The sequence below is a fragment of the Mesorhizobium sp. M7A.F.Ca.CA.001.10.2.1 genome (assembly GCF_003998575.1).
Lineage (GTDB): Bacteria > Pseudomonadota > Alphaproteobacteria > Rhizobiales > Rhizobiaceae > Mesorhizobium.
Genome location: NZ_RZQY01000808.1, coordinates 1 through 2,379, shown reverse-complemented (window position 1 = coordinate 2,379; position 2,379 = coordinate 1). Strand labels below are relative to the sequence as shown.

At 63.0% G+C, this 2,379-nt stretch carries 3 protein-coding genes; 1 reads left to right on the top strand and 2 read right to left on the bottom strand.

The window, feature by feature from the left end:
- Nucleotides 1-1,377, bottom strand: a 1,377-nt coding sequence (locus EN964_RS32015; RefSeq protein WP_127277236.1) for an NAD(P)-binding protein, incomplete at its 3' end; no start/stop codon positions are given.
- 101 nt (nucleotides 1,378-1,478) lie between these two features.
- On the opposite strand from EN964_RS32015, the gene queF reads away from it, so the two are divergent.
- Nucleotides 1,479-1,940 carry a preQ(1) synthase gene (queF, locus tag EN964_RS32010; RefSeq protein WP_027042220.1) on the top strand — a complete coding sequence of 154 codons (462 nt, stop codon included), beginning with the start codon at nucleotides 1,479-1,481 and terminating at the stop codon, nucleotides 1,938-1,940.
- A gap of 7 nt (nucleotides 1,941-1,947) precedes the next feature.
- Here queF and EN964_RS37940 read toward each other — a convergent pair.
- A partial coding sequence (locus EN964_RS37940) for a hypothetical protein (RefSeq protein ID WP_206528790.1) occupies nucleotides 1,948-2,379 on the bottom strand: 432 nt, incomplete at its 5' end.

Genomic DNA, 2,379 nt, shown 5'->3' with positions numbered 1-2,379 from the left:
GTCGTAGCGGATCTCGACGCCGAGCCGGTCGAGTTCGGCCAGCCGCCAGTCGATGATGCCGATCAGCTCCTTGCGGCGCGGGTTCTGCGTCGCCAATCGCACCTGGCCGCCGGCCTGGCTCGATGCTTCAAGCACCATCACCTTGTGGCCGCGCTCAGCCGCGACCCGCGCAATCTCCAGTCCGCCGGCGCCGGCTCCGACGACCACGATTTTCTGCTTCGGTCCTTCGGTCTTGACGATGATATGCGGGATTTCGGCCTCGCGGCCGGTCGCGGCATTGTGGACGCAAAGCGCTTCGCCGCCCTCATAGATGCGATCGAGACAATAGGTGGCGCCCACGCACGGGCGGATCTCATGCTCGCGCCCCTCCATCACCTTTTTGATGATGTGCGGATCGGCGATATGGGCGCGGGTCATGCCGACCATGTCGAGCTTGCCGGTGGCGATGGCGTGGCGTGCGGTGGCCACGTCGGATATGCGCGCCGCGTGGAAGGTCGGGAATTTCGTCGCCGCCCTCACCTCTCCGGCGAAATCGAGATGCGGCGAAGAGCGCATGCCGGTCACCGGGATGACCTTGGTCAGTGCCGCATCGCTCTCGATCGAGCCCCGAATGATGTTGAGGAAATCGACCTTGCCGGAGCCCGCCAGCCGCCTGGCGATTTCGATCCCCTCCGCCTTCGACAGGCCTTTTTCGAAATCCTCGTCGGCGACCATGCGGATGCCGACGACGAATTTGTCGCCAACGGCTGACCGCACGGCATCGAGCACCATATTGGTGAAGCGCAGGCGATTGTCCAGCGAGCCGCCGAATTCGTCGTCGCGATGATTGGTGGCGGGCGACCAGAAGCCGTCCATCAGATGGCCGTAGGATTCGAACTCGATGCCGTCGAGGCCGGCGGCCTCGCAGCGCTGGGCGGCTGAAGCATAGTCGGCGACGATGCGCTCCATGTCCCAGTCCTCGATCGTCTTCGGGAATGCGCGATGCGCCGGCTCACGCACCGGCGAGGCCGAGAGCACCGGCAGCCAGTCGGCCTTGTTCCAGCCGGTACGGCGGCCGAGATGGGTGATCTGGATCATCACCTTGCAGTCGTGCTCGTGGCAGGCGTCAGCGAGCTCGGCCAGCCATGGCACGATCCTGTCGTCATAGACATGCAGATTGCCGAAAGCGGCCGGGCTGTCGCGCGAGACGATCGCCGAGCCGGCGGTCATGGTCAGCGCCATGCCGCCCTTGGCCTTCTCGGCATGGTAGAGCCGGTATCGCTGTTTCGGCATGCCGTCCTCGGAATAGGCCGGCTCATGGCTGGTCGACATGACCCGGTTCTTCAGCGTCAGGTGTTTGAGCTGGTAGGGCTGGAGAAGCGGATCGTTGCTGGTCATCGTCTTCCTGCGGTTTCAAATTGTGCTAATGAGCGGCAAAATTCGTTTTCAAGCATGTCGTCCCGCACGCACTCCGGGCACATGCGACAAGGATTGCTGCCATGATCGACACCAAAACCCTCACCCAGCTCGGCGCGCACGTCGAGACGCCACGAAGCCCCGAAGCAGCGGTCCTGGAGACCGTACCGTTTTCGCGCGGTGACGGACCGCCGGCGATCGTGCGCTTCACCTGCCCGGAATTCACCTCGCTGTGCCCAGTCACCGGCCAGCCGGACTTCGCCCATATCGTCATCGACTATGCACCCGATGCGGCTCTGGTGGAATCGAAGTCGCTCAAGCTGTTCATGACCTCGTTTCGCAACCATGGCGCCTTCCATGAAGACTGCACCGTCATGATCGGCCGCCGCATCGTGGCGGCAACCAAGCCGCTGTGGTTGCGCATAGGCGGCTATTGGTATCCACGCGGCGGCATTCCGATCGATGTGTTCTGGCAAACCGGCGCTCCGCCCGAAGGCGCCTGGCTGCCCGACACCGGGGTAGCGCCTTATCGCGGGCGGGGTTGAGCGAACGTCAACCATGGATGGCACCCGTCCGGCAGAGCTTTGTTGCAAGAAAGGAAAAGATAGCATCGCTGTAGCGCAGTTGGTCGTAGCGCAGCAGATCGACATGGCCTGCGCCTCCAAACCAGACGAGTTGTGAACCAACGGCAGCATTCTGCAGCGCCAGCACCTGTCCATGATCGATGAAAGGGTCGTTGCTGCCTGCAAGCAGCATCAGCGGCTTGCCGATAGCAGCAAGATGGTCGACCGGCTTGACATCATCGGCGCTCAACCCGAGACGAAGCGGCATCTGTGCCAAAAGGACATCGGCTTGGAAACCGCGCCAGAAGTGGAAAGGCATTCGCCACGCTGTGGTTTCGCGCAAGGTTGCGTAGAGCTGCTCCAGCACATAGGCATCGGCTCGTCGCTTGGCGCCCCCGCACTTTTCTTTTCTGCGCCGCAA

Coding starts and splice junctions, on each gene's coding strand:
- queF (WP_027042220.1), top strand. CDS start 1,479: ATGATCGACACCAAAACCCTCACCCAGCTCGGCGCGCACGTCGAGACG.